General features: G+C 38.5%; 18 protein-coding genes. 14 read left to right on the top strand and 4 right to left on the bottom strand.

The features are described 5' to 3' along the window. The first annotated feature begins 7 nt into the window (after nucleotides 1-7). Together SFC47_RS13040 and SFC47_RS13035 are read left to right on the top strand one after the other, a co-directional pair. On the top strand, nucleotides 8-1210 hold the full coding sequence (locus SFC47_RS13040; protein WP_411254725.1) for an ornithine--oxo-acid transaminase: 1203 nt from the start codon (nucleotides 8-10) through the stop codon (nucleotides 1208-1210). A 65-nt stretch (nucleotides 1211-1275) separates the two neighbouring features. Next, the gene (locus SFC47_RS13035) at nucleotides 1276-2541 is read left to right on the top strand and encodes a Glu/Leu/Phe/Val family dehydrogenase (protein WP_411254975.1); all 1266 of its coding nucleotides are present in this window, start codon (nucleotides 1276-1278) and stop codon (nucleotides 2539-2541) included. 106 nt (nucleotides 2542-2647) lie between these two features. Here SFC47_RS13035 and SFC47_RS13030 read toward each other — a convergent pair whose 3' ends face one another. Then, nucleotides 2648-4015, bottom strand: a complete 1368-nt coding sequence (locus tag SFC47_RS13030; RefSeq protein WP_411254724.1) for an aldehyde dehydrogenase — start codon at nucleotides 4013-4015, stop codon at nucleotides 2648-2650. A 140-nt stretch (nucleotides 4016-4155) separates the two neighbouring features. Here SFC47_RS13030 and SFC47_RS13025 point away from each other — a divergent pair, with 140 nt between their 5' ends. Continuing rightward, nucleotides 4156-4404, top strand: coding sequence for a hypothetical protein (locus SFC47_RS13025; RefSeq protein WP_411254723.1), 249 nt, complete (start codon nucleotides 4156-4158; stop codon nucleotides 4402-4404). 82 nt (nucleotides 4405-4486) lie between these two features. Here SFC47_RS13025 and SFC47_RS13020 read toward each other — a convergent pair whose 3' ends face one another. Continuing rightward, complete coding sequence (locus tag SFC47_RS13020; protein WP_411254722.1) at nucleotides 4487-5083, bottom strand: TetR/AcrR family transcriptional regulator; 597 nt, start codon at nucleotides 5081-5083, stop codon at nucleotides 4487-4489. A 222-nt stretch (nucleotides 5084-5305) separates the two neighbouring features. Between SFC47_RS13020 and SFC47_RS13015 the strand changes: the two genes are divergently transcribed. The 4 genes from SFC47_RS13015 to SFC47_RS13000 all read left to right on the top strand — a co-directional run bounded on the left by SFC47_RS13015 (nucleotide 5306) and on the right by SFC47_RS13000 (nucleotide 9455). Further along, a complete protein-coding gene (locus SFC47_RS13015) occupies nucleotides 5306-6442 on the top strand; it encodes a CaiB/BaiF CoA transferase family protein (RefSeq protein ID WP_411254721.1) in 1137 nt (378 codons plus the stop codon). Between the two features lie 18 nt (nucleotides 6443-6460). Further along, nucleotides 6461-7228: a 3-hydroxyacyl-CoA dehydrogenase gene (locus SFC47_RS13010; protein WP_411254720.1), complete on the top strand. Its 768-nt coding sequence runs from the start codon at nucleotides 6461-6463 to the stop codon at nucleotides 7226-7228. Between the two features lie 42 nt (nucleotides 7229-7270). Further along, on the top strand, nucleotides 7271-8425 hold the full coding sequence (locus tag SFC47_RS13005) for a thiolase family protein (RefSeq protein WP_411254719.1): 1155 nt from the start codon (nucleotides 7271-7273) through the stop codon (nucleotides 8423-8425). 91 nt (nucleotides 8426-8516) lie between these two features. Next, complete coding sequence (locus SFC47_RS13000) at nucleotides 8517-9455, top strand: MBL fold metallo-hydrolase (RefSeq protein WP_411254718.1); 939 nt, start codon at nucleotides 8517-8519, stop codon at nucleotides 9453-9455. A gap of 42 nt (nucleotides 9456-9497) precedes the next feature. On the opposite strand, the gene SFC47_RS12995 is transcribed toward SFC47_RS13000, so the two are convergent. Then, nucleotides 9498-10025, bottom strand: coding sequence for a helix-turn-helix domain-containing protein (locus tag SFC47_RS12995; protein WP_411254717.1), 528 nt, complete (start codon nucleotides 10023-10025; stop codon nucleotides 9498-9500). 365 nt (nucleotides 10026-10390) lie between these two features. Between SFC47_RS12995 and SFC47_RS12990 the strand changes: the two genes are divergently transcribed. The 3 genes from SFC47_RS12990 to trhO all read left to right on the top strand — a co-directional run bounded on the left by SFC47_RS12990 (nucleotide 10391) and on the right by trhO (nucleotide 12733). Then, nucleotides 10391-10813: a DoxX family protein gene (locus SFC47_RS12990; RefSeq protein WP_411254974.1), complete on the top strand. Its 423-nt coding sequence runs from the start codon at nucleotides 10391-10393 to the stop codon at nucleotides 10811-10813. A 19-nt stretch (nucleotides 10814-10832) separates the two neighbouring features. Beyond that, nucleotides 10833-11612 carry a DODA-type extradiol aromatic ring-opening family dioxygenase gene (locus SFC47_RS12985; RefSeq protein WP_411254716.1) on the top strand — a complete coding sequence of 260 codons (780 nt, stop codon included), beginning with the start codon at nucleotides 10833-10835 and terminating at the stop codon, nucleotides 11610-11612. A 173-nt stretch (nucleotides 11613-11785) separates the two neighbouring features. Beyond that, a complete protein-coding gene (trhO, locus tag SFC47_RS12980) occupies nucleotides 11786-12733 on the top strand; it encodes an oxygen-dependent tRNA uridine(34) hydroxylase TrhO (RefSeq protein ID WP_411254715.1) in 948 nt (315 codons plus the stop codon). 42 nt (nucleotides 12734-12775) lie between these two features. Here the strand turns inward: trhO and SFC47_RS12975 are convergent, their stop codons facing one another. Further along, nucleotides 12776-13927, bottom strand: a complete 1152-nt coding sequence (locus tag SFC47_RS12975) for a glycoside hydrolase family 18 protein (protein ID WP_411254714.1) — start codon at nucleotides 13925-13927, stop codon at nucleotides 12776-12778. A 221-nt stretch (nucleotides 13928-14148) separates the two neighbouring features. Here SFC47_RS12975 and SFC47_RS12970 point away from each other — a divergent pair, with 221 nt between their 5' ends. The 4 genes from SFC47_RS12970 to SFC47_RS12955 all read left to right on the top strand — a co-directional run bounded on the left by SFC47_RS12970 (nucleotide 14149) and on the right by SFC47_RS12955 (nucleotide 19590). After that, complete coding sequence (locus SFC47_RS12970) at nucleotides 14149-15213, top strand: metallophosphoesterase (RefSeq protein WP_411254713.1); 1065 nt, start codon at nucleotides 14149-14151, stop codon at nucleotides 15211-15213. A 152-nt stretch (nucleotides 15214-15365) separates the two neighbouring features. Beyond that, entirely contained in the window at nucleotides 15366-15662 is a 297-nt protein-coding gene (locus SFC47_RS12965) for a 4a-hydroxytetrahydrobiopterin dehydratase (RefSeq protein ID WP_411254712.1), read from the top strand. Nucleotides 15663-15690: 28 nt separating this feature from the next. Continuing rightward, nucleotides 15691-17418 carry an aromatic amino acid hydroxylase gene (locus SFC47_RS12960; RefSeq protein WP_411254711.1) on the top strand — a complete coding sequence of 576 codons (1728 nt, stop codon included), beginning with the start codon at nucleotides 15691-15693 and terminating at the stop codon, nucleotides 17416-17418. 132 nt (nucleotides 17419-17550) lie between these two features. Further along, nucleotides 17551-19590, top strand: coding sequence for an alginate lyase family protein (locus SFC47_RS12955; RefSeq protein ID WP_411254710.1), 2040 nt, complete (start codon nucleotides 17551-17553; stop codon nucleotides 19588-19590). The last annotated feature ends 89 nt before the right edge of the window (nucleotides 19591-19679 follow it).

Raw genomic sequence — 19679 nt, 5'->3', positions numbered from 1 at the left:
AGAAAAAATGACAACCATGATGAATAAAACTACAGAAATTATCGAACAAACACAAAAGTTTGGTGCCAATAACTATCATCCACTTCCAATTGTAGTTTCAAAAGCAGAGGGAGTATGGGTGGAAAGTCCAGAAGGAAAACGCTATATGGATATGCTAAGTGCCTATTCAGCGGTAAACCAAGGACATCGTCATCCTAAAATTATTCAGGCTCTAAAAGAACAAGCAGACAAAGTAACGTTAACTTCACGTGCCTTTCATAATGACCAACTCGGTCCCTGGTATGAAAAAATCTGTAAATTAACGAATAAAGAAATGGCACTTCCAATGAATACAGGTGCAGAAGCGGTTGAAACAGCTCTAAAAGCAGCACGCCGCTGGGGCTATGATGTAAAAGGGATCGCCGAGAATCAAGCGGAAATCATTGCTTGCACAGGTAACTTCCATGGAAGGACAATGGGTGCAGTATCCTTATCCTCTGATCCTGAATATAAGCGAGGATTTGGTCCGATGCTTCCAGGCATTAAGCTTATTCCATATGGAGATATTGAAGCGTTAAAAGCAGCTATCACACCGAATACAGCTGCATTCCTAATTGAACCAATACAAGGAGAAGCAGGGATTATTCTGCCTCCAGAAGGGTTCTTGAAAGCAGCTTCTGATTTATGTAAAGAAACGAATGTATTATTTATTGCCGATGAAATACAAGTTGGTTTAGCCCGGACAGGAAGAATGTTTGCTACTGAATGGGAAGACGTTAACCCTGACATGTTAATTTTAGGAAAAGCATTAGGTGGCGGTGTATTCCCTATTTCCTGTGTAGTGGCTAACTCTGATGTATTAGGAGTGTTTAATCCTGGTTCACATGGTTCTACATTCGGTGGAAATCCACTTGCATGCGCTGTGTCTATTGCAGCCTTGGAAGTAATTGAGGAAGAAAAATTAGCAGAACGTTCACTTAAATTAGGTGAGTATTTCATAGAACAATTAAAAACAATCAATAACCCTGTCATTACGGAAATTAGAGGAAGAGGATTATTTATTGGGGTGGAACTGAGTGAAAATGCAAGACCTTACTGTGAGCAATTAAAAGAAGAAGGATTATTGTGTAAGGAAACGCATGATACTGTGATTCGCTTTGCTCCTCCGCTAATTATAACCAAGGAAGAAATTGATTGGGCAGTAGAGAAAATTTCAAAAATTTTAGGTTAAGACTATTATAACTATTATTAAACTACGAGGTGTCTGGCATGTCTGTTAAGACGGTAATCAATGAAATGGCGAAAGAACAGGAAAAGGAAAAAGAATCTTTAAACTTATACTATTCTACACAAACGGTCATTCAAGAAGCATTATCGAAGTTAGGCTACAATAAAGAAATGTATGAATTATTAAAAGAACCGATCCGGTTATTAACGGTTCGTATTCCAGTTCGAATGGATGATGGGACTGTAAAAATATTTACCGGTTACCGTTCGCAGCATAACGACGCGGTTGGACCTACAAAGGGCGGCGTTCGGTTCCATCCTGATGTAGATGAAGCCGAGGTAAAAGCCTTATCGATATGGATGAGCCTAAAGTGTGGAATTACCAACCTTCCTTATGGCGGCGGAAAAGGCGGTATTATTTGTGATCCAAGGAATATGTCTTTCAGAGAACTTGAGAGATTAAGTCGCGGCTATGTTCGTGCAATCAGCCAGATTGTTGGGCCAACTAAGGATATTCCTGCGCCGGATGTTTATACCAACTCTCAGATCATGGCATGGATGATGGATGAGTACAGCCGTTTGCGTGAGTTTGACTCACCAGGATTCATAACCGGTAAACCATTGGTACTAGGCGGGTCTCATGGACGTGAAACGGCAACGGCACGTGGTGTTACCATTTGTATAAATGAAGCAGTCATGAAAATAGGAAAAGAATTGCAGGGAGCTAGGGTAGTTATCCAGGGCTTTGGAAACGCAGGCAGTTACTTAGCTAAATTTATGCATGATGCAGGTGCGAAGGTCGTTGCTGTTTCCGATGTATACGGCGGGGTTTATGATCCTAATGGACTTGATATCAATTTTTTACTAGATAGAAGGGATAGCTTCGGTACATTCTCAAAGCTTTTCAGTAATACAATCAGTAATAAAGAATTACTTGAATTAGACTGCGACATCCTAGTACCTGCTGCGATTTCGAACCAGATTACCCAAGAAAATGCTGCTAACATTAAAGCTAGTATAGTAGTTGAAGCAGCAAACGGACCAACCACGCTTGAAGCGACAAAAATCTTAACAGATCGTGGAATACTTCTTGTCCCAGATATTCTTGCCAGTGCAGGCGGTGTAACAGTTTCATATTTTGAATGGGTGCAAAACAATCAAGGTTACTATTGGACAGAAGAAGAAGTAATGGCAAAACTTGAGAAAGTAATGGTAAGTTCTTTTGACAGTATTTATCAATTAGCTCAGGACCATCATGTTGATATGCGTTTAGCAGCCTATATGGTTGGGATAAGGAAAGTAGCAGAAGCTTCCCAATTCAGAGGTTGGGTTTAATATAAACCATAAAAATGGTTAATTGATGTATCAGCGTGAGGGAGTAACAAATATATAATGAACAAAAAGCCTTGTAGCATCCATCTGCAAGGCTTTTTACGTATGCTTATTTAATGAACCGTTTTATTTGTTTGAGTGCATCTTTACGATTTGGATATCGGAATGGTAAATCAAAGGTAGTCGTTTGCTTTAAAATACTTTTATGGTGGGAGAAGACATCGAAACTGCCTCTGCCATGGTAAGCACCAATTCCACTTTCACCAACACCGCCAAAAGGAAGGTATGGAGAACTAAGATGCATAACGGTATCGTTTATACAGCCGCCGCCAAACGAGATAGAATTTAAAATGGTTCCTTGGAATTCTTTGCTTTCTGAGAAGATATAAAGAGCCAATGGTTTTGGGTGTTCATTAATTTTTTGAATCATGGCTTCGTCATTTTCATATTCAAGGACTGGAAGGACAGGTCCAAATATTTCCTCCTGCATCACGGGGTCATCCCAAGTAACACCGCCGAGGATGGTTGGCTCAATCGTTAGTGTTTCGATAGAATGATTGCCGCCATGGAGTATTTCACCGCCTGAAAGCAAGCTAGTTACCCGGTTAAAATGACGTTCACTGACTATTCTCGTAAATTCACCGTTATTTACGATATCATTATATAGCTCATTAATAGTATCTTTTAGGGTTCTGATAAATTCATCCTTAATGTTTTTGTGGACATACAAATAGTCGGGTGCCACACATGTTTGGCCAGCATTAATAAACTTGCCCCATGCTATGCGTTTGGCAGCTAATTTAACATCCGCATCATGATGAACGATACATGGACTTTTCCCTCCGAGCTCTAGGGTAACAGGAGTAAGGTGTTTTGCAGCTGCTTCCATTATGACCTTTCCAACAGCAACACTGCCAGTAAAAAAGATATAATCGAATTTCTCTTTTAATAAACTCTGAGTGGTATCGGCATCACCTTGGACGACTGCTATATAGTTTTCAGGAAAAGTTTTATTGATCAGTTCAGCCATAAGGTTTGATGTCTCTGGTGTAAGTTCAGATGGTTTTAGGACAGTACAATTTCCAGCTGCTATTGCACCAATTAGAGGCGCTATGGCTAATTGTAACGGATAATTCCATGGAGAAATGATTAATGCTACGCCATAAGGTTCGTAATAGATATAGCCCTTAGAACCCATTTGTGTTAACGCTGTTTTTACTCTTTTTGGCTGAGTCCAATCTCTAATATGTTTGAGAGTAAAGCGAATTTCCTCGAGCAAAATACCCATTTCAGTAACGTAAGTGTCAAAGTCACTCTTATTCAAATCCTTTTTTAGTGCTGCCATTATTTCCGTTTCATGTGAGCGAATCATGTTTCCTAATGAAGTTAAAGCTTCAATTCGAAATGAAACATCTTTTGTTTTCCCGGTTTGAAAGAAATCCCGCTGTGCTTTCAGTAAATCACCAAAACCTTCCATACTCACACCTCCTTAGATAAGGATATTCTATCATATCTTTTTTTTATAACCATATTTGATTGAGGCTAAATGGAATATTTTTGTATGAATAAAAATAATCGGAGAATACTATGACTAAATAATGGTGAAGGAGATAGCAAATGTCGATTGAAACAGGTTCGAAATATCAAATTTCTCAAAATATAAAGGGGAATTTTAATTCTGCAGACTCGTTAACAGTAACGACAAATAATGGGATTACAGTTCAATTTACACTAGAAGATGGTAAGGGACATGGATCAATGCCGCTGGATCATTTAAACTATTTATTAAAGCGATCCAGCCTTACACCGGTGACTTCAAATAAGAGAGTACTTTTAAGTTCAGAAAATGAAGAAAAAATAGGTTGAGCGACTAATCCCTCCATGTATATTGTGGAGGGTTTAGTTTGTAGTGACCGAAGAAATACACATCAAAAAAAGTAGATAAACTTTATTTATCTACCAATAACATCTTTAGTAAGTATGATGTGTAGGCTTCAGATATTTCTTCTGCGCTTTGAGGACCATTTTGATCATACCATTCTTGTATCCAGTTAAGTGCACCTAAAATAATTAGGCGTACCATTCTCACATCCACGGCATTAAACACTTTTTTATCAATACCTTCATGGATAATTCTATCAAAATAGTGCGAGTAACTTTTTCTATGCTCAAGTACTTCCTTCAGCTGTTCATCTGAGAAATTATGATTAGGCTTTGAAAGAGCCATGAACATAGATTTTTCCCTAGTTGCAAGTAGAATATGTTCGTTGATTGCACTTTTTAACTTTTCGACAGGACTAAGATCACTACTGATAACTTTGTCAATTCCATCGAGACAAATTTCCATAATCATTAAATGGCATTGATAGAGAAGGTCATCCTTATTTTTAAAATAATAATACATTGAACCCTTTGTCATCAAAAGTTTTGCAGCTATTTCTTCCATTGTTGTCCCTTGGTATCCTTTTTCAACAAGAACCGCCGCGGCAGAACGAAGAATTTCCTGTTTTTTTTTCGCCATTTTCTGTGCTCTGAAAGATGACATACCATAAACCCTCCTACCTTTTCAAACTGGTAATCTATATTTTTTTGAAAGTTAATTCATATTTACCCTTTGTTTAAATATAAGTTAGCTATTTTCAAAAATCAATGAATTTTAAACATTGGTTTAAAAAATAAATGGATTGTAAAATTTTAAGAAAATTGCTATTATTTAAAATAGAGATGAAACCGTTGTCAAAAAATTTGTATTTTAGGAGATGATAGTTTGTTACCTCTTGAAGGTATACGAGTCCTTGACCTTACAAGACTTCTTCCTGGTCCTTATTGTTCATTATTGCTGGCTGATTACGGTGCTGATGTGATAAAAGTGGAAGACCCTGAAAGCGGAGATTATGCCCGCTGGTATGAACCGAGAGTAAGTGATGATCAAAGTGCTATGTTTATTTCGCTAAACCGAAATAAACGGAGCATTACCCTTGATCTTAAAGTCGAAAGAGATAAAGAGGCTTTCATTTCTTTAATCAAAACGGCGGATGTCCTAATTGAATCATTCCGGCCTGGGGTTATGGACCGGCTTGGGCTTGGATATGAAGAACTGAAGGTACATAATCCAAAACTGATTTATTGTGGTATTACCGGTTACGGCCAATCCGGACCCTTTGCAAAAGAAGCTGGACATGATTTGAATTTCTTAAGCTATTCCGGGCTGCTCCATTTACAGGGAGTTCCAAATGAAAAGCCATTGATTCCATCGGTTCAAATCGGTGATATCGGCGGTGGAGCGTTAATGGCTGCAGTTGGAATCCTTTTAGCAATTATTGATGCGAAGAAATCGAACACAGGTCAATTTGTTGATATTTCCATGCTAGATGGTGCACTTTCATGGATGCATACTATTATGCCAAACTATTGGACTACCGGTGAAATGCCAAATCGAGGGGAATTGACCTTAAACGGCGGGAAAGCGTGCTATGAAATTTATAGAACAAAGGATGATCGTTTTATCTCCGTTGGTGCACTAGAATATAAGTTTTGGAAAAATTTCTGCAAAGTTATTGGTAAGGAAGATCTTATAGACCAACTCGATGCACCCCTAGAACAGCAGCGGTTAATCAAGCAGGAAGTTCAAGAATCCATCCAGCAAAAAACATTATCAGAATGGCTCAAGCTTTTTGAAGGTATTGATGCCTGTATCTCCCCAGTCTTAACTCCAGAAGAACTCGCAGATCATCCACAAATTAAACATCGTCAAATGATTGAAGAAATCACACATCCAGAAGCGGGAGTAATGAAACAAATAGGAAACCCTATTAAACTATCAAATTCAATTGTTAGTACAAGACGGCATGCACCCGGCCTAGGAGAACATACTGAGGAAATTCTAAAAGAACTAGGTTATTAAAAGAAGGAGGAAAGGGAAATGAGAATACAAGATTCTATTGCTTTGGTAACAGGTGGTGCCTCTGGACTTGGAGAAGCAACCGTTCGAAATATTGTTGAAAACGGCGGAAAAGCTGCCATTTTGGACCTCTCAGAAGAAAGAGGGACCCTTTTAGCTGAAGATTTAGGGGAGAATGCGGTTTTCTTTAAAACAAATGTAACGAGTGAGGAAGATGTACAACAGGCTATCGATTCAGCCATTGCAAGATTTGGCAGCATCAATACAGTGGTAAATTGTGCAGGAATTGCTGTTGCTGAGAAAACAGTAGGCAGGAATCAAGCACACAGTTTTGATAATTTTAAAAAAGTAATTGAAATTAACCTCATTGGCAGCTTTAACGTTATTCGCCTTGCGGCTCTTCAAATGGTAAATAATCCACCGAACCAAGAAGGTGAAAGAGGTGTGATTATTAATACCGCCTCTGTTGCAGCATTTGACGGTCAAATTGGTCAGGCTGCTTACAGTGCCTCTAAGGGCGGTGTAGTAGGTATGACATTACCAATTGCACGAGACTTAGCGAAGTCTGGTATTAGAGTAATGACCATCGCACCTGGATTAATTGAAACACCACTGTTTGGTTCATTGTCTGAACAGGCAAAAACAGCCTTGGAGTCCCAGGTTCCATTTCCATCTAGACTTGGCCGCCCTTCTGAATATGCTCAATTAACCCAGTCTATCATCGAAAACGTCATGCTTAATGGGGAAACCATCCGATTGGATGGCGCCATTCGTATGGCACCAAGGTAGATCAAAATTATATAAAAATTAAACAAAATGGAGGAAGATAAAATGCGTGAAGTTGTGATTGTAGAGGGTGTTCGTACGCCGGTTGGAAAAAGAAAAGGGCTTTTGAGTTCCGTTCGTCCAGATGAACTCGCAGCTATGGTATTAAAAGAATTAGTCAATCGTGCAGGGATATCACCAGGAATTGTACAGGATGTTATCTTAGGCTGTGTTTCGCAGGTAGAAGAACAAGGTCTGAATATTGCTCGTACAGCGACGTTAATGGCGGACTTTCCGATTCATGTGCCAGCAACCACATTAGATCGTCAATGCGGTTCTGGCCAGCAAGCGATACACTTTGCTTCCCAAGCCATTCTTAGCGGGGATATGGATATCGTTATTACTGGCGGAGTAGAAAGTATGACACGTGTTCCTCTTGGTTCAACCCGTAAGGAATCAGGCTGGAGTGAAACTCTTACTTCCAAATATGAAATGATCCACCAAGGATTGTCCGCGGAACGAATTGCGGATCAGTGGGGATTTACACGCACGCAGCTGGATGAATATTCAGTTGAAAGTCACGATCGGGCGTTAAAAGCAATAGAAGAAGGCAGATTTGACAGAGAAATTATGCCTTTAGAGGTGACTTTAGATGATGGCGGTAAGGTGGCAGTAAAACAGGATGAAGGACCTCGTAAGGGTTCAACTGTGGAAAAGTTGTCCACTCTCAAAACAGTCTTTAAAGAAGACGGCAAGATTCATGCAGGCAACGCCAGCCAAATGAGTGATGGAGCTGCAGCTGTTTTATTAATGTCACGGGAAAAAGCGGAGGAATTAGGACTTAAGCCGCGCTTCCGTATTGTTGCCCGTTCTGTAGTGGGATCTGATCCAACGTTAATGCTGACGGGACCAATTGAGGCAACGAGACAAGTATTAGCCAAAGCAGGGCTGACAATTGAGGATATGGATACCTATGAAGTAAACGAAGCGTTTGCACCAGTCCCAATGTGCTGGTTAGAAGAAATTAAGGCAGATCCAAAGAAATTAAACCCAAATGGTGGAGCAATTGCCTTAGGACATCCGCTCGGGGCAACAGGTGCAAAATTGATGATTTCGATGATGCATGAATTAGAAAGAACAGGCGGCCGTTATGGATTACAAGCAATTTGTGAAGGCGGCGGAATGGCGAACGGAACAATTATTGAAAGAATTAATGAGTGAGAAATAGTCGGGGAATAAGCGGCAAAGAAGTCTAATTTGCTGCTTATTCCTTTTTACAAATTATACGAAACTAAAGGGAGGAGTCGTTTTTTTGTTAAGTGAAATTGGTGTATCACAAATTACCATCCCGCTGCCTTTTCGGCTCAATCATGTTAATTGTTTCATAGCAGAAGGTGAAAGAGGATGGACCATCATCGATACAGGGTTAAACAATCATGTAACGAGGGACGTTTGGAAACCTATTATAGAAAAACATGATGTTACGGATATCATTATAACTCATTACCATCCCGATCATTTCGGATATGGTGGTGCACTTCAGAAGCTTACTAATGCAAAAGTGTGGATGTCCGAGATTGACGCAAGGGCTGGGGTAAGTTATTGGGAGCACAGCACCTTATCAACCATAAAAGAAAACTATGATCGCTGCGGGTTACCTGGCAATTTATCTCAGTTGTTAACGAAGGATGAAAGCAGTTTTGAATTGCAGGTAAAACCATACCCTTCTGTTCAACACTTCCTCGAAGAAGGCATGAAGGTCATTTTTGGAAAGTACGAATATGAGGTTATTTTTACACCTGGACATTCGGATGGGTTAATTACACTATTTAATAAAGAGAATAGCATTTTATTTTCAACGGATCATATTTTACCAAGAATTTCGCCCAATATCTCATATTGGTTCATTGGGAATCCTAATCCATTGCAAGATTTTATGACATCTTTGGAAAAAATTAAAGCTTTGGATGTTGATTATGTGATTCCTTCGCATGGGAAGCCGTTTAGAAATGCCAATCAAAGAATTGAAGAATTAATGCAACATCATCATGAAAGATTAGCCGAGACGTATGATGCTATAAAACAGCCGGCAACCACCTATGAAGTCAGCCAAAAGCTGTTTCGAAATTTGAATATCCATGAAACTCGCTTTGCTGTGGGGGAAACACTTGCGCATTTGGAGTATTTATACTTAAACAGCATGTGTAAAAAATTTATTCAGAATAGAACATGGTATTACGAGGGCAGTTAAAATAAACGGGTGTCCTAAAAATGGACACCTTGTCTTAAATGGTTATTTTTCATTATTTGAATAAACCGCAATCAAAACAACCGCTTTACAATCCCCGATATTTTTCACTGTATGTGGAACACTTGCATTCCAGCTGAAGGAGTCACCTTCTTCTAATATCACAGAATCTTCTCCTTGCTCCGCTAATACTTTTCCTTCTAGCACTAAATGACATTCTTCTCCCTCATGCGCGTGGGCGTCTCCAATAGACGCGCCAGGTGGAAACTCAACACTTCTTAAGCTTAAACCACCCATAGAAGATATGGTTTCAATTTTCAGCTGATTAAATGTGGTCATAGTCCTTGCATCTTTCCTGACTACACGTAAATGCTGTTTTTTTTCTAACAATAAGTAAGGTAAAGGAACCTCTAAATAGCTGGCAATCGTCTGCAGCGTACTTATGGATGGTGAAGTGTTATTGTTTTCAACATTGCTGATAAACCCTTTTGAAAGTCCAGTTCCTTCACACATTTGAGCGATGGTAATTTTTTTTCGATTTCTTATTGCACGAATCTTTGCGCCGATATCCAAATTGATCACCCTTATATAGTTTCCTAATATAGAACATATTTATATATTAGCAAAAATATCATTGACAATCCACAAGATTCGCTGTTATCCTATAAGCAACAAATGTTCATATATAAAAACATTTTATTTTTTTATTTAGATGTTTTCAAATATGAATCTTTATTATTTAATAAAATACTTTCAGGGAGGGATGATAGAGATTAAGCAACGATGATCTGAACTTCGTCGTCCAAAGGATTTCGTTCAAATACACAATATCCTGCTTCGGTCTTATTATGTATGTTATTGGCAGTTGTTAACCTGCAGGAGTTAACAAAATGGTTCATACACATTTTAGAAAAATAAAACATTAAGGAGAGGTAGAAATTATGAAAAAGATAGAAGTAAGTACTTTGATTTTACGTTTAGTATTAGGAGTTACATTTTTTATCCATGGATTAGTGAAATTCCAAGGCGGCATAGAGAATATCGCGGGCTGGTTTGATTCAATCGGCTTACCAGGTGTTCTTGCTTATGGTGTTGCTGTGGTAGAAATGGTTGGAGGATTTGCTTTAATTATTGGCCTAGGAAGCAGAATTGTTTCAGGATTATTTGTACTATTAATGCTTGGAGCAACGGTCAAAGTGAAATTAGCAGGCGGTTTTTTAGGAAATGGTCAAGGTGCAGGCTGGGAATTAGATTTAGCATTACTTGCAATGGCATTATTTATTGTGATTAACGACAGTAAGACTTTCGCAGTGGATAACTTACTATTTAAAGGCCAGAAAAACCAGGCGCAATCACTATAATACAGGAGGGGACAGTACCATGATGCCATCACTATTTATTGCTCACGGTGCACCATTGCTTGCTGTTGAAAACAATGAGTATACTCAATTTATTAATCAACTGGGTAAGTCTTTACCACGTCCAAAGGCAATAGTCTTGTTTTCTGCTCATTGGGAATCTAGATCACAAAAGGTAAGTGAAGTTGACCAGTATGATACCATTTATGATTTCGGCGGGTTTGACCCAGCGCTTTATACGATTAAGTATCCAGCTAAAGGTTCACAAGAAATTTCCAATGAAATCATAGATCTATTTAAAGAAAATGGTATTTCTTTTGAAGTAGAGCCGAAACGAGGGTTAGATCATGGTGCATGGGTTGTCCTCAGGTTACTTTACCCGAATGCTGACGTACCGGTCATTGCGATGTCTGTTAACCCTGCACTTACTCCAGAGGAGCAATATAGCATTGGTAAATCACTTTCGGCATTACGAGCTAAAGATGTTTTAATTATAGGCAGCGGGGGAACTGTTCATAATTTAAGAGCAGTAAATTTTGCAGACAATGGAAAAATTGATCAATGGGCACTAGAGTTTGATGACTGGTTAGCCCATCACCTTCATACATGGGATACGGATTCATTGTTTTCTTATCATACACTTGCTCCAAATGCACAATTCGCAGTTCCATCGTATGGGAATGAACACTTTATTCCAATTTTCTACGCTCTTGGTGCAGCAGATGATAGCAGGAAAGCAAAATTATTACATCGAAGCTATAGATATGGAAACTTAAGTCACAGCGTTTGGCAATTTGGTTGATTATTACTATCTATAATAAAAAAGGTATCCTGCCAAATTAATCTATAGCAGGATACTTTTTTATTTTGAAAATGGGAAGAATAAGCATATCAATTGAAATCTATATATGATTATTGATATAATAATTCGGTTATTAATATAAAGTATGTATAAAAGTTAGTAAGGTGGTAAATATGAATCAAGAATTTAGAGTCTTATTATATTATAAATATGTCACAATAGAAAACCCGGAAGAGGCACAGCAAGAGCATCTCCAGTTCTGTAATGAATTAGGCCTAAAAGGCAGAATTATTATAGCAGCAGAAGGAATTAACGGTACGGTTTCAGGTACAGTTGAACAAACAGATGCGTATATAAAATGGATGGACGAGCATCCGCTTTTTGCAGGTACCATCTTTAAAATTGATGAAGCAAATGAGCATGCTTTCAAAAAGATGCGCGTTCGTCTAAGACCAGAGCTCGTTACGTTACGTCTAGAGGACGATGTCGATCCACATGTCACAACAGGAAAGCATTTAAAACCGAAAGAATTTTTTGAAGCAATGCAAAGAGAAGATACTGTTGTGATTGATGCTCGAAATGACTATGAATATGATTTAGGCCATTTTAGAGGTGCTGTTCGCCCGGATATTTTAAACTTCCGTGATCTTCCAGATTGGATTAGAGAAAATAAACAAGAATTTGAAGGAAAGAAAATTCTTACTTATTGTACTGGTGGAATTCGTTGTGAAAAATTCTCAGGCTGGCTTCTAAATGAAGGATTTGAAGATGTTTCACAATTAGAAGGCGGTATTGTTACTTATGGTAAAGACCCAGAAGTACAAGGGGAATTATGGGATGGACAGCTTTATGTGTTTGATGAGCGGATTAGCGTTCCTGTCAATCGTAAGGAGCATGTGGTTGTCGGTAAAGATTATTTCACGGGTGAGCCTTGTGAGCGTTATGTAAACTGTGCGAACCCAGAGTGTAACAAAAAAATTCTTTGTTCTGAGGAAAATGAACACCGACATTTACGAAGCTGTTCACATGAATGCAGAACACATCCAAGGAATCGTTATGTTGCTGAGCATGGATTAACGGAAGAAGAAGTAAACGAAAGATTAATGAACCTAAAAGTATAAAAGAAAGGCTGCATCCTCATTCTAAGAGGGTGCAGCCTTTTGTTATTTCTTTACGAGATTATCACTTGTTTTTGAAAGTTCATTAAATATTACAGACGTTAAACTGTGATCGCCCATGCTGTCATGCCCAGCTTCCCACAGCATCATCCCGCCAAAGCCATGATCAAGTGCTAAATTTGTCTTCTTCCTCATGGTTTCAGCACCATTATAATGATAAGTGGTTCCATTCATACTCACAGTATCATTTGCAGCATTTGCAGGATTACTGTTAATAATTGCACTATAAGATACCTGTTTAATGGCAGGGTCTTCAGGCTGAGCATAAAAAGGGACACCTAAAACAAGCTTTTCCTTCGGCAGTTTGTTTTGATCAAACGTATTCGCCCAATAGTTTACTATTTTCTCTGTAAAAGGATAAGGCGATAAATTGGCACCATTATAGCCGCCATCCCACTGACCATCATAAGCCATGATATTAACATGATCGACGTGCTCGAACGTGGATGGTTCATAAACAACAAAGCCCATTTCGGTGCCCGTCACCGCATGAATTTTGGCATAAACAGCAATGGATAGTTCTTTCCCTTTAGGGTGAAGCTGATCGCTTAATTCCTTTGCAAACGCAGCTAAATTTGCAGCATCTGCTTTGGAACGCGGATGTTCGAAATCGATGTCGATACCGTCTAGGTGTTCACGGTCTACTAAACTAGTAAGTTCACTCACTAGTTTTGTTCTAGAGTCAGGATTGCTGATGGCTGCTTTAAATGGTTCATAGGATTCTCCGCCATTGATATGAAACCAGCCGCCAACCGCTAAGATTACTTTTGTATTGTGTTTCTCAGCTTCCTTAACCATGGCTCGTAAGTTATTTATAGCTGTATCACCATTTAATAGAATCCCGCCATCCGGTGTAGGATGAGCAAACGAGAAGATTACATGTGTTAACTTTGAATAATCGACCACATTCGGATCACGGAAATCCTGTACATAACCTAGTAAAACTTTGGATTCCTCTGAACTCTCCTCTGGGATTGCTTTCTCGTCGAGGGACTTTTTTGATTTTGAAGCATTTTCTATTTTAAGCGGTTTTGCACCTTGTTCTGTGTTATTTTTGGAATATAATACTCCAGTAAAAATTCCCCCTGTAAAGGTAAGCAGAATTACCAGGGCTAGGAGGATCTTGTTTTTTCTCATAGGTTTTATTCCTCCCTATTATTCTCTGACTTTAAAATTGTATCAAATAATTAGAGGAAGAAGTGATGGTAATATCCGCCTTACAAATTAATGGTAAATCACTAGTTCGTATTAATTGTTAATTATGCTCAAATATTGTCTAATAGAAGTAAGACAACTAGTAAAAAGGAGTTACTTCTGTGTGGGCTATTGGAATAGGAATTATTCTACTATATAATTTATTGATTTTTTACATTGGATACAATATTTGGGTATGGTTAAGAAACATTAGCGGGGACCGAAAGAGTATCAAAATTATCTTCTGGGTTATTCTCGTTGTTTTCGCATATTCTTTTGTTTTTTCAAGATGGTTAGATGAGAGTTTATTTTTCACTTGGCTTGGTGCAGCGTGGCTGTCGTTATTTTATTTTTTAATCTTGCTGCTTCCTTTAGCCAATATCGCCGTTTTTATTAGAAGATTTACGCATATTCAAAAAGAAAAGTTTGTTAAATGGACGGGATATACCGTAATGGTTGTGATTGTTTGCTCCTTCTGTTTCGGAATGTTTAATGCCTACAGTCCAAAAGCCAAAACGTATCAGATTAATATTCCGAAGCAGGTAGAAGGGAAACAAAGCCTGAAAATTATTATGGCTTCTGATATGCATTTTGGGGATTTATCCGGAAGCAGACAGGCAGAGAAACTAGTTCAATACATTAATACTAATCAGCCTGATTTAGTCCTTTTTCCAGGGGATATCATTGATGACGATATCACACCTTTTCTAGAAGAAGGAATTCCAGAGATTCTAAAACAAATCGATGCTCCTGTATATGCCTCTTTAGGAAATCATGATCGTGATGATGTAGATTTAGTTGAGATTTTTAATAATAGTGGTATGAGAGTTTTGGATGATGAGGTTCTAAACCTGCCTGAAGGTATTACCCTTGTCGGCAGAAAAGACCGGGGATACCAGGATGTTGTGAGAGCTGAACTCTCAGCCTTAATGAAGCAGGTCGATGAAAAGAAACCCGTATTTCTTCTCGAGCATCAGCCTTATGATTTAGATATAGCTGAAAAAAATGGGGTTGACCTGATTCTCTCTGGCCATACACATAAAGGCCAGGTTGCACCAGGGAATCTGATTACGAACATGATTTTTGAAAATGATTGGGGTTATTTGAAGAAAGGGAACCTGCAATCGATTGTTTCATCGGGTTATGGTGTATGGGGACTGCCGCTGCGCATTGGGACACGTTCAGAAATTGTCCAAATTCATGTTACCTTTGAATCCTCTAGATCATAAACTGTAGGAATCCACCTGTTTTTAGGTGGATTCTTTTACATTTAGAAACAAAAGACAAACTGACAGTGTTTTTTTCATTCTAATTGAATAATATTTATTGATGACTGTAAATAGTGCTGAAAGCGCTTTAATAGTATAAAGGAGCGAAGCGAATGGAAAAATTAACCCCTTCTGAGGTTCAAGAAAAGTTATCCTCCGTAACTGACTGGAGATTAACAGATGAAAAATGGATTGAGCGAAAATATCGTTTTCGTGACTATCTGAAAGGTATTGAGTTCGTAAACCTTGTGGCCAATCAATCTGAAAAGGTTAATCACCACCCATTTATTTCAATCGACTATAAGGTCGTGACAGTAAGGATTTCTTCATGGAATGCAAGGGGATTAACGCATTTAGATTTTGAATTAGCTGCAAAATATGATGAATTTTTTTTACAAACGAAAAGTTAATTTTCATCTAGAGGGAGAGGTTTCTTTTATGGGGAATGTAAGGAAAATTCCGAGACACTTACAAAAATATGTGGTTGACCAGCAATATGAAAAATATACACCGATTGACCATGCTGTTTGGCGTTATGTGATGAGACAAAATCATAACTATTTAAAGAATACTGCTCACCAAGCATATGTAGGCGGGTTAAAGTCTTCTGGGATATCCGTTGAGAAAATCCCAAATGTTATAGATATGAATAAAGCGTTAGAGCCGTTTGGGTGGGGAGCAGCCAATATTGATGGTTTTATCCCAGGGGTTATTTTCTTCGATTTTCAAGCACATGGTATTCTGCCAATTGCCTCAGACATTCGGAAACTAGAAAATATTCAATATACCCCAGCACCGGATATCATTCATGAAGCAGCAGGTCACGCGCCGATTCTTTGTGAAGAGAAGTTCTCAGAGTATGTAAAGCTATTTGGGCAAATTGGCTCAAAAGCATTGGCCACAAATGAAGAGCATGAATTATTTGAGGCCGTGCGTACCTATTCGAATTTATTAGAAAGCGGCACAGCAACAAATGAAGAAATCGAGGAAGCGAAGGCTGTTTTTGAAGAAAAACAAAGTGCGGTAACAGAACTATCAGAAGCGGAACAAATATCTCGGTTATATTGGTGGACGGTTGAATACGGCCTCATCGGCAGTGTCGATCATCCGCAAATTTATGGTGCTGGATTGTTATCTTCGGTATCAGAAGGAAGGAGCAGTTTAACAGATTCTGTTAAGAAAATTCCTTTCGACTTGCAAACGGTGATTGAAACCGGTTTTGATATTACTAAACCACAGCCCCAGCTTTTTGTTTGTGACAGCTTTGATCAGTTAATAGATGCGGTAATTGAATTCTCAAAAACCATGGCATTTAAGGTTGGTGGAACAAAAGGTTTAGATAAAGCACTTCGTTCGAACCATACTGCTACTATTCAATATAGCTCAGGGCTGCAGTTAACTGGAACATTACGTAATATCTTAAAGGATGATAAAGGGGAAGCGATATACATCCAAACAGAAGGCCCCTCAGCATTATCTTTTCAAAATACCGAATTGCCTGGTCATGGAAAAGCTGCACATCAAGACGGTTTTGGGGCTCCAATTGGAAAAATAGCAAATAGCCAGAAGTCATTAGAGGAAATGAGTGATGAGGACCTTAAAGCAATAGGAATAGAGCTAGGCAAAGAATCTGTCATTCTCTATGAGAATGGAGTTAAAGTGGCTGGGACTCCGCTGCATTTCTATCGTAAGGATGGCAAACTGCTGCTTATATCGTTAGGGAATTGTACAGTTACATTTGGAAATCAAACTTTATTCCATCATGATTGGGGAACATATGATTTGGCTGTTGGAAATTGTATAACCTCCGTATTCGCTGGTGCCGCAGATTCTGAACAATTTTATGGTGATTTAGAGGAAGTGGAAACGAAACCCCTTGGAAAAAGAGAACTATCACTTTTAGAACAATTATATGGAAAAGTTAGAAGTATTCGCGAAAACAAAGTAAATAATGTGGAAGAAGTACTCGAAGAAGTGATTGAAAAATTAACCACAGCCTTTAAAGAGGATTGGCTCTTAAGGATTGAGGTTATGGAAATACTCGTCAAACAAAATTTGCTGCCTGAAAAACAGTTATTGCTGAAAAAACAACTTGAGGATATTAAACAACTACACGAAGAATATCCAATATTAATTGAAAGAGGGCTCATGTTAACAGGATACTAGGAATGAGGTCAGTGTGATACTGGCCTTTTTTTAGCTAACTTTAAGTATTTATGGTCTATATTTGGACATTCCCTTCGACTACCATACTACTTAAAATGATGGGATAGTAAGGAAAAAGGGAGAGGTGGAGTGATGCAGGGTGATAGACAGAATCCTAGGCACTTCTGGAGCATTGAGGATAAAGAATTTATTGTCTCGTCGTGTAAAAAGGATTGGCCAAATGAAATAAATGAGGTAATCCAGCGTGCCGATTTAGCATGTGAAAATACATTTATTTACACGCATCGCTGGGACATGGAACGCTGTGAAACCCCTGTTACTTTTGATAAACAAATAGATTGGACGTACCGTTTAAATGGTGATTTTGAATGGACCGTTATGCTTAATCGTGCAAGATATATGTCAGAACTAGGTCAAGCTTATTGGCTTACCAATAATGAGAAATATGCTGCTGGCTATATAAAGTTATTGAATGACTGGATCGCACAGAATCCATTAACTGAAGAAGAGGTCACATCCAGTGACAAGAACCAATATAACGTAAAAGACACGTGGCGTAAACTTGATAGTGGAATCAGAATTGTCAATTGGCTTAAAGGCTATTCCTGTATACGCCAATCTTCATTATGGGGAGAAAAACTAGAGAAGCTTTTTCAAGAAGCCGTTATTCTTCATGGGTATTATTTAAACATCGCGTTTACTCCTCATGATGCTCAAAGTAACTGGGGCTTCCTTGAAACAAACGGTCTCTTGCAAATCGCTCTTCTCTATCCAGAGTTAAAGGAATCAAAAGAGTGGTTACAAACGGCGATTAATCGTATGACAAAAATGGCAGATCTGCAAATCTTTGGTGACGGAATGCACAATGAACAATGTTCAATGTACCATCATGAAGTGCTGAATTGTCTTTTTGAGTCAGTACTCTTAATGGACCGTAACAACATTCAGTATCCACGCTCTCTAAAGGAAAAACTATCTCAAATGTTTACCGCATCACTAGCCTTTATTAAGCCAAATGGCCATCAGCCTATGTTAAGTGATAGTGACGATACAGACATAAGAGATATCATGTGTCATGGAGCAGTGCTTCTTCATTGGGGAGATCTAAAAACCATTGCTTATCCAACACTGAATTATGATGGTATATGGTATTTTGGCAAAGATGGAGTAGAACAATACAATTCCATGGAAACACAAGTACCTCTTTTTACTTCTCATTACTTAGAGAATTCTGGTTATGCAATCATGCGCAGCGATTGGAGTAAGGATGCAAACTATCTGTTGTTTGATGGCGGACATATGGACTTGATTAGAGCACATGGGCATGATGATTTTTTACATATAGACTTGTCGGCATATGGACGTGAATTCTTAATAGACTCCGGACGTTATACCTATATGGAAACTGCAGATAGACAATATTTTAAAGAGTCCTTTCAGCATAATACACTGATTGTTGATGGTGTCTCCATATCTTCTTACAAGGACTCTTGGACATGGGAGAAAACTGCTAAACCCGTCAATTCGTATTGGACCACACACCCATCTTACGATTATATACAATGCGGGCATAATGGATATTGGAAATTAGAGAAACCTGTTATGGTTTTACGGCAGATTTTATTTGTGAAACCAGACATTTGGATCTTAATCGATACATGTGACTCAGATGGAAAGCACGTATACGAACAACATTTCCATTTTGCTGAAAATGTGCCCGTGGAGATAGAGGCTGATAAAGGTATTGTTAATACCGATATTAACGAAGGCCCTAACCTCAAAATGATCGCACTAACACAATGTGATATTAAACAAAGAAAATGTCAAATCGCCCGTCACTATAATCAGAAATCAGATTCTAATAAGGTGATATTTAAGCAAACGAAAGAAGGATTTACCAAGTTTGTAACCATTTTGTTCCCCTATCAAAAATTAGCGGATCAAAATCTAGATGTTACAGAAATTGATGTGAAGGATTCTTATGGAAGAACTATTACGCCTAATTTGGTTACGGCATTAGAGATAAAGAGACAAGAAAAAACAGATATCATCCTATTTTCGCACCAAGGTCCTGGCAGCTTTCAGTTTGCAGAGACACATTTGAGCGGCGAAATTATTCTCATTAAACGAGAAGAGGGAAAAACAGAAAAAGCCTTCATAGTAAAAGTTTAATAGTTCTTTGAACATCTAAGGATCTTCATCTCCTTAGATGTTTTTTATTTTAAGACGACTTTAGGACATTGTCTCCAAATGGAGGAGCA

This window comes from Neobacillus niacini, from assembly GCF_046591715.1.
Classification (GTDB): Bacteria; Bacillota; Bacilli; order Bacillales; family Cytobacillaceae; genus Neobacillus; species Neobacillus niacini_L.
Note: the sequence above shows the minus strand (reverse complement) of the source record. Positions and strands in the feature narration are given on the sequence as shown.

What these genes read in the sequence shown, in the direction of transcription:
- SFC47_RS13005 (WP_411254719.1), top strand. Translation starts at nt 7,271, where the DNA reads ATGCGTGAAGTTGTGATTGTAGAGGGTGTTCGTACGCCGGTTGGAAAA.
- SFC47_RS12975 (WP_411254714.1), bottom strand. Translation starts at nt 13,927, where the DNA reads ATGAGAAAAAACAAGATCCTCCTAGCCCTGGTAATTCTGCTTACCTTT.
- SFC47_RS13020 (WP_411254722.1), bottom strand. Translation starts at nt 5,083, where the DNA reads ATGTCATCTTTCAGAGCACAGAAAATGGCGAAAAAAAAACAGGAAATT.
- SFC47_RS13025 (WP_411254723.1), top strand. Translation starts at nt 4,156, where the DNA reads ATGTCGATTGAAACAGGTTCGAAATATCAAATTTCTCAAAATATAAAG.
- SFC47_RS12955 (WP_411254710.1), top strand. Translation starts at nt 17,551, where the DNA reads ATGCAGGGTGATAGACAGAATCCTAGGCACTTCTGGAGCATTGAGGAT.
- SFC47_RS12965 (WP_411254712.1), top strand. Translation starts at nt 15,366, where the DNA reads ATGGAAAAATTAACCCCTTCTGAGGTTCAAGAAAAGTTATCCTCCGTA.
- SFC47_RS13035 (WP_411254975.1), top strand. Translation starts at nt 1,276, where the DNA reads ATGGCGAAAGAACAGGAAAAGGAAAAAGAATCTTTAAACTTATACTAT.
- SFC47_RS12960 (WP_411254711.1), top strand. Translation starts at nt 15,691, where the DNA reads ATGGGGAATGTAAGGAAAATTCCGAGACACTTACAAAAATATGTGGTT.
- trhO (WP_411254715.1), top strand. Translation starts at nt 11,786, where the DNA reads ATGAATCAAGAATTTAGAGTCTTATTATATTATAAATATGTCACAATA.
- SFC47_RS12985 (WP_411254716.1), top strand. Translation starts at nt 10,833, where the DNA reads ATGATGCCATCACTATTTATTGCTCACGGTGCACCATTGCTTGCTGTT.
- SFC47_RS13040 (WP_411254725.1), top strand. Translation starts at nt 8, where the DNA reads ATGACAACCATGATGAATAAAACTACAGAAATTATCGAACAAACACAA.
- SFC47_RS13030 (WP_411254724.1), bottom strand. Translation starts at nt 4,015, where the DNA reads ATGGAAGGTTTTGGTGATTTACTGAAAGCACAGCGGGATTTCTTTCAA.
- SFC47_RS13010 (WP_411254720.1), top strand. Translation starts at nt 6,461, where the DNA reads ATGAGAATACAAGATTCTATTGCTTTGGTAACAGGTGGTGCCTCTGGA.